8 protein-coding genes are annotated in these 6,054 nt (G+C 49.3%); 6 read left to right on the plus strand and 2 right to left on the minus strand.

What is annotated here, in order from left to right; genetic code table 11:
* Positions 1-215: 215 nt before the first annotated feature.
* A complete protein-coding gene (locus NDI52_RS34555) occupies positions 216-434 on the minus strand; it encodes a hypothetical protein (protein ID WP_348257180.1) in 219 nt (72 codons plus the stop codon).
* 126 nt (positions 435-560) lie between these two features.
* On the opposite strand from NDI52_RS34555, the gene NDI52_RS34560 reads away from it, so the two are divergent.
* The gene (locus NDI52_RS34560) at positions 561-746 is read left to right on the plus strand and encodes a hypothetical protein (protein ID WP_348257181.1); all 186 of its coding nucleotides are present in this window, start codon (positions 561-563) and stop codon (positions 744-746) included.
* Between the two features lie 32 nt (positions 747-778).
* Here NDI52_RS34560 and NDI52_RS34565 read toward each other — a convergent pair whose 3' ends face one another.
* On the minus strand, positions 779-1,066 hold the full coding sequence (locus tag NDI52_RS34565; RefSeq protein ID WP_348257182.1) for a hypothetical protein: 288 nt from the start codon (positions 1,064-1,066) through the stop codon (positions 779-781).
* Between the two features lie 135 nt (positions 1,067-1,201).
* Between NDI52_RS34565 and NDI52_RS34570 the strand changes: the two genes are divergently transcribed.
* The 5 genes from NDI52_RS34570 to NDI52_RS34590 all read left to right on the plus strand — a co-directional run bounded on the left by NDI52_RS34570 (position 1,202) and on the right by NDI52_RS34590 (position 5,653).
* Positions 1,202-1,996 (plus strand): hypothetical protein, encoded by a 795-nt coding sequence (locus tag NDI52_RS34570; protein WP_348257183.1) that lies wholly within the window; start codon positions 1,202-1,204, stop codon positions 1,994-1,996.
* A gap of 273 nt (positions 1,997-2,269) precedes the next feature.
* Positions 2,270-2,752: a hypothetical protein gene (locus NDI52_RS34575; RefSeq protein ID WP_348257184.1), complete on the plus strand. Its 483-nt coding sequence runs from the start codon at positions 2,270-2,272 to the stop codon at positions 2,750-2,752.
* A 135-nt stretch (positions 2,753-2,887) separates the two neighbouring features.
* Positions 2,888-3,550: a hypothetical protein gene (locus NDI52_RS34580; RefSeq protein WP_348257185.1), complete on the plus strand. Its 663-nt coding sequence runs from the start codon at positions 2,888-2,890 to the stop codon at positions 3,548-3,550.
* A gap of 80 nt (positions 3,551-3,630) precedes the next feature.
* Positions 3,631-5,142, plus strand: coding sequence for a hypothetical protein (locus tag NDI52_RS34585; RefSeq protein ID WP_348257186.1), 1,512 nt, complete (start codon positions 3,631-3,633; stop codon positions 5,140-5,142).
* A 214-nt stretch (positions 5,143-5,356) separates the two neighbouring features.
* Positions 5,357-5,653 (plus strand): helix-turn-helix transcriptional regulator, encoded by a 297-nt coding sequence (locus NDI52_RS34590; protein ID WP_348257187.1) that lies wholly within the window; start codon positions 5,357-5,359, stop codon positions 5,651-5,653.
* Positions 5,654-6,054: the final 401 nt, after the last annotated feature.

The following is a 6,054-nucleotide window of genomic DNA, read 5'->3' on the forward strand; positions in this document are numbered from 1 at the left end:
AGTTCTGGGAAAGATTCAAGGTTTAAGACGAGTGAATTTCCCAGAACCAGCAGTTCATTGGCTTCATCCGAGAAAGCCTGCTGTAAGGAGGAATGAAAAACTTGCATGAGAAAGCAACCCACAACAAGGGTGGGTTCCAATAGTTGATGAGGCGAAGCAGGGCGATCGCCCCTTTTGAAATCACAAGAAGCGATCGCCCTCAGATTTAGAGGTGATTAGAAGGGTAAGGCTGCATCCTGTAAGTCTTGAGACACCAGTACAACCCAGTACCCAGTGCGGTAGCTGAGTGCAACACTGCCCAACCCCAAGCGAGCCTGGTCTTGCTCCCATGTTTTAATGGCTTCAAGGGCAGAATCCAGGCTGGAACTCCGGTAGAAGGCCGTCATTGTCGAGCCGTCTGCAATGGAGCAGTAGCCTTCGGCATACCCTTTCAAGTAATGGATATTGCCTTAAAATTGGAAATGTGGAATGCGACGGTTCATTCCGTCACGAAAGCCAGCACTAAAAAGCTGATCGGGCGCAAGCGATCTGCCGCGCCAAGAATCTCTTGGTATCATAGGATGAAGTCCTTAAAGGATGTAGAGAAGGCGATCGCTGCTGTGGAAAGTGGGCGATCGCTTTTTCAGTTTTGCCTTCCTCTGCATCTTTCAACCAGGCTTGGAACTGGCTACGGCTGCATTAATTACTGGCTAGTGAAGGGAAGAGCCTTTGATTATGAATTTCAGTGGCTAAGGCTGTTCTGCTAAAGACTGAATTACTTCTCAGGCAGGCTTTATGTCTATTCAGTTTTAGATGCTTGAGCTCGTCTTTCTAGTTCAGCCACAATCTCTGTTGCTAATGCTGCAAGCTCAGTAGTATCTAATTCTTCGATCAAGCCTGGTTTTAAGGTCTTTAAGTTTCGGTTTGGACGCATTGAAATCTTGGCAAGACCTTCTTTCAGAAGGAAACGAATCATCTGGTTCAGATTTCGCTCTTCCTGAGCAGCAACAGCCTCTAAAGGCTCTCGAAGCCCTTCAATATCAATGCTGATGCGATCCACCACGTCATGCCCAACTGGTTCTGCCATAAGCATACTCTAACCTCTTATCTTAGTTGTGGTGCATTTTGGTGCATTCTGATGCAATCATGCTACCATGCTTCGTAAGAACTGGGGGATGAATTAACCCACTTCGCAACAAGTTCTTTCTAGAGACTACAGAAAATGACTGAAAACTTTGATATATCGGCTTTTGAGCCGATCGCAGACCCGATCGCCCATTCGCAGGAAACCGAGATGCCACCCGCCCTGGAACCCCTGAGCGAACTTCCTACCACGCCTTCTGCCACTTCCTACGAAGGTGGTGCGAATGCCCATCCTCCCCTCTGGCAACCCACTGAGCCACAATTCACAAAAGCGATCGCCGAATACTATGGGGTATCCCGAAAGTCGGTTCAGCAATGGTTCCAGAAAGTCAAGGATGCCTGTCCCTGGTTTGCAGAAACCGATCTAAAGCTGCCGGATGAGCGCTATACACTCCTCTGCATCGAGTTAATGGGTGGTTATAGAACTTCTGGGTTGCCCTTTGAAGCCTGGAAAGCCCAACTCTGGGAGCAAAACCCAGATTTAGTTGCGGCCTACCAAGCCTCTGAAGCATCCAGCCCGCAGCATCCTGAAGGCCCAAAAACTGCATCTATTACCGTGCAGGAGTCTAATACCGCCCTGATGGTTCCAAGCATCCAGCCCCTCCATCTCACTGTGATCGACTCTACACAACGCCTGACAGAGGCCATCTCTAGCCTCAACACCACCCTCCAGCAGTTCGTGAGCAACGACCAGACGTTGGAGGATGCCCTCAAGCAAAATGCGGCCCAAAAAGGCTCTCGCTTAGGAACTGAGCTTGCGATCGCAGAAATCGGCAGTATGATGCAGGCCACAGAAGCCGCACGGGTAGAGCTGGCAAAAAAGCTGGGCTTACTCTCCATTCCTCCCGATCCACCCCAACAGCAATCTGCCTGAGATGGGGCGCGATCGCCCTTCTCTTAGGATTGCTGAGCTGTGTTTTCCTCCACATACTGGGTTCTCAGGGCCGCCCGCACCCTATGCCTCAGTCTCCTGAAAACGGCAGATCCAATCCACTGTTGGTCAGGAAATAGCACGTCCCCTTCGCCTCGTACAAAGCCATAAACGCCCGGCTGGTTAACCCCCTTCACTAGGAGCCAGAAACACTATTTTTCAACAATCCAGCCATCCAACCCATCAAAGAACTCCACAAAAAACGGAAACAAAACCATGCAACCTAATCCTATTTCCGAGTACATCAAAGAGAACCCTCTCATCATTTTAGGAAGTGCCATTCTTGGCATTGCATTCCTGATGAACGGGGGTTTTGATCAACTTCAAGACCGCCAACAATTCAGCAGTCAACTCAAAGATTTACGCCAACAAAGCGAACGTGGCTTAGTCCAATCACGCATCCAGGAAGCAGCCTTATTAGAACGCTCCGAGCTGGCCGCAGACCGCTTTCTGCGGAACTGTTTTCAAGTCTATACTCCAACCGGTTCTCAACAGTCTGTTTTGGTTCCTAATCAACCCGTCACACAACTTGGAACAGGCATTCCCTTAGTCGATGGAACCGTTGTTTGTGATTATCAATTTGGCACAACCGGCGTCATTACCAATGGTGTTGTTTCTGATATTGCCGTGTATCAAGGTAACGTTCAAGACCTAATTCAACAGGCTCCCAAAAATGGGGATGTACAAGCCGACGGTTAAACCCGTAACACGGTAACGATCGCCTGTAACCGTTTGTACTTAATCGTTACACGCGATCGCCCATGTACACGTTACTTGTTACGCGTTGAACACTGTACACGCCCAAATGTTACCTGTAATCGTGGAGGATTCATCATGATGATGTGGTTGTTACTGATTGGATTTGGATGCTTTTTAGCCAGTTATTTGCTTAAGAAAAATGATGATATGGGCACAGGTGAACTATCGGCTCATCAGCGTCGAAAGATCATGCTCAACATCCTGATGTTTGGTTTGGCTGTTGTTGCAGGTTTTGCCATTTATTTGAATATCAATCCCTATGTTGATTTTGTTCGAGTGATAACCGCTTCAACCAATTGGGGATGGTTCTTTGAAACAGGCATTGGCGCTTTAATTACCACCTTCATTGGAATGTTCATCTGGATTGTCTTTCAAATCTTTGAACTACTTCCTGAAATTCTCAAAAAGGACATGCAGACCATTCGTAACCTGATTCACAATATGGAAAACCACATTGTGCTCCCCATCTTCTCCTCTGACCTACCGGTCATTCGGGAACTAAAAAGGCACCATAACAACACCCCAACCCGCTGGTATCGAATCGCCAACCGCATTCGAACAGGCGTTTATGCCGCTGATTTGCTTTTGTGTATGTTCCAGTACCCACCCCTGGAGGGGGGTGTCGATGGGGTATGGCTGTTTCTGCAAGCTGGCTCCTTTAGCGATATCAATTGGATCAACCTGCTATTTGTGCTGATTACCCTATTTGCGGTTGAAACGATCTATCACGCCTACTAGTGGATCAAGCAGATGAAGGCTTACCTGGGCCGCGCTGAGCGTCACTCCCAAACTGTCGAAACGAGTTACCGGGTGGATTAATGATGTGGCAAGCTGATGAACTACAAAAGCTAGAAGCCGGGATTCAGGATGGAACCATTGACCCCGATGAACTATACCGGGCACAGGCGATCGCCCAGATCTCTGAACACTATGACACCTGCACACTGGAAGTCATTGGAGCGATCACCCTTGGGTTTCTGCTATTTTCGGTATCCGGGTGGCTCGGGGCTGCCGCTATCGGACTGATGGCCGCTCAACTAATGTCTAATAAAGCCAAAAAAGGCACTCAGGCAATCGAGGCGATCGAGGCTGGAGGAGCCGATTTAAGCCCGTGGCTCCCTGCTGAGGAGCGGATGATTTATACCGCCCTCAAAGCGCAGCCCCAGGCGCTTCCCCCTGCCCAAGAAGCAATCGCGCCTGACCAAGAGGCGATCGCCCCTGAACCAGTAATCCAGCCCCCACCAACACCCCAGGAAGTGGCTGAGAGTGTTCAAGCTTCCCCTGCTTCAACTTCCGAGAATGTTATCCCCCTGCCTCAGGTGACTCTTGCTGAAACCCAGAGTGAAAACCCGATCTTGAATTACCAGTTTGCCAATGTGGCCTGTAAGTTGGGAGAACGACTGCGCCCCACAATTGTCACCGCCAAGCCACGGGTCGGAAAAGGGATTGTTGTGGCCCACGGCTGGCGCTGGGCTAAAGTGGCTCATCCAGATTTAACAGTGTGGGTGATCAACCCGAAACCCGATCACCAGGAATCAGGCTACTGGCATGGTGTAGATCGCCTCTGGGAAAAGGCCACCGAGATGTATGCCAAAGATGATGAGTATGTAACCCAATCTCTGATCCAATTTGTGGAGGAGTGGCGATCGCAACCTCGAGGCAAAACACTATTGATTGTGGATGAAACGATCAAACTCGAAGCCACGCAGGAGAAATGGTACAAAGAACACCTGAAACCCTTGCTGAAGGTGGAAAGCTCAACCGGGGAGACCTACGGCCGTACGCTATGGGTCATCACCCAGTCGCCGCAGGTGGGAGATTTGGGCTTATCGGGTGGTAATCGCAGCGCCTTTGATTTAGTCACCCTGGAGAAGCCTGAGAGCATGGATCACTTTGAAGCGATTCAGAAAAGCTATAACAACTTGCCTCAGATGCCACCACCCGAAATTCTCAACCGTACTCCCCGACGAACGTGTGCGTATCTGTCCTGGGAAAAAGGTTGGTATCTCATTCCCACCATGGAGAAACCGGCTCCAATTGAACATCCCACTCAGACAAACACCCTTGTCGAGGAGGAGATGATTCTCTTGCCCGAAACCACTGAGCAATCAACCAAGTTGATGGAATGGCTCACGGGTACCGGACAACAGTTTGCCGAAGATGGATGGTTTACCCCACAGTCAATTCGCAAAAATTTCCGCTGCCGCGTCGAGGGAAAGCTCAAGTACTTCAAAGAGGATGAACTGCTGGCGCTTTTAAAAGAACTGGTACGAGGCGGGATGCTGGCGATCGATAAGGCCAAAGGGATTCGAGTGAAGGAGCCTCTATAATGCCCCTAGGTTGGGGCAGATCGACCAATCCTTGGATATCTCGCCTTATCCCAAAAGTTTTTTCTACCTAACTCCCTCAGAATGCTCATTTGCAGCGCAGCGAATGGTGACAGAACGAGCGCGCCGAAAAGCATCTCATTTCGCAAATCATCAAAACTCGCGCTCGATTGCTTTAGCAAGGAGTGCTGAGGCTATCACTACTTTGAAAATTACCATGCCGCATTACCCGTCAAAACGACACTGGAACCTGTTTGATCTCTATCAAGAGATTTGTGCTCCCATCGCACCTCAGAAATTTCTGGCGCGCTGGGAGGTCAGCTACACCGAACTTGCCCGTCTAACCGAGACAAGCCGAAGTACGGTTGGGCATTGGTTTGCGGTTCAAGGGCGATCCCATCGTCAACCGTCTATTCTGGTCTGTCGGCGATTGGCAGAAGTAGACCTGTTGTGGCGCTATGGCGATCGCCTCCCACCTCAGTTAATTGCACAATGGATGCATCAGTCCAAATGACAGTGATGTCAAAATAGCATCGCTTTATATTCCTGTACACTAAGTTAAAGAGGAATTATCCTCTGTTTGTCCAGGAGTTTGTGCTGTATTACAAGAACGTCCTCTACCATTTCTTTGATATAGATTTGAACTAAATCCGCTGCACCTCCCACCCTCGTGTTAGCAGGGTGGGAAGTGCAGCGGATTTAGTTCAAATGATCTTCGATCTCTGATTAGTAAGCAGGTGTGCAGGAAATACTCCTGGATAGGCACAAGATGCTCGACAAATTTTCCAGACAGGCTTTGTATCGGGCGCATCTACTGGTTGGGGGAGTAGAGTTTTGGGGCTAATGCTTGGTCTGCAAATAGAGGATCGAAGCACTGGTTGACCCAGGCTAAGCGTAAATGGAGGAGATGATTAA

This window comes from Leptolyngbya sp. PL-A3, assembly GCF_039962325.1.
Lineage (GTDB): Bacteria > Cyanobacteriota > Cyanobacteriia > Elainellales > Elainellaceae > Vacuolonema.

Bases quoted from the DNA above. Each gene is read 5' to 3' on its own strand.
- NDI52_RS34585 (WP_348257186.1), top strand. From the start codon at position 3,631: ATGATGTGGCAAGCTGATGAACTACAAAAGCTAGAAGCCGGGATTCAG.
- NDI52_RS34565 (WP_348257182.1), bottom strand. From the start codon at position 1,066: ATGGCAGAACCAGTTGGGCATGACGTGGTGGATCGCATCAGCATTGAT.
- NDI52_RS34575 (WP_348257184.1), top strand. From the start codon at position 2,270: ATGCAACCTAATCCTATTTCCGAGTACATCAAAGAGAACCCTCTCATC.
- NDI52_RS34570 (WP_348257183.1), top strand. From the start codon at position 1,202: ATGACTGAAAACTTTGATATATCGGCTTTTGAGCCGATCGCAGACCCG.
- NDI52_RS34560 (WP_348257181.1), top strand. From the start codon at position 561: ATGAAGTCCTTAAAGGATGTAGAGAAGGCGATCGCTGCTGTGGAAAGT.
- NDI52_RS34580 (WP_348257185.1), top strand. From the start codon at position 2,888: ATGATGATGTGGTTGTTACTGATTGGATTTGGATGCTTTTTAGCCAGT.
- NDI52_RS34590 (WP_348257187.1), top strand. From the start codon at position 5,357: ATGCCGCATTACCCGTCAAAACGACACTGGAACCTGTTTGATCTCTAT.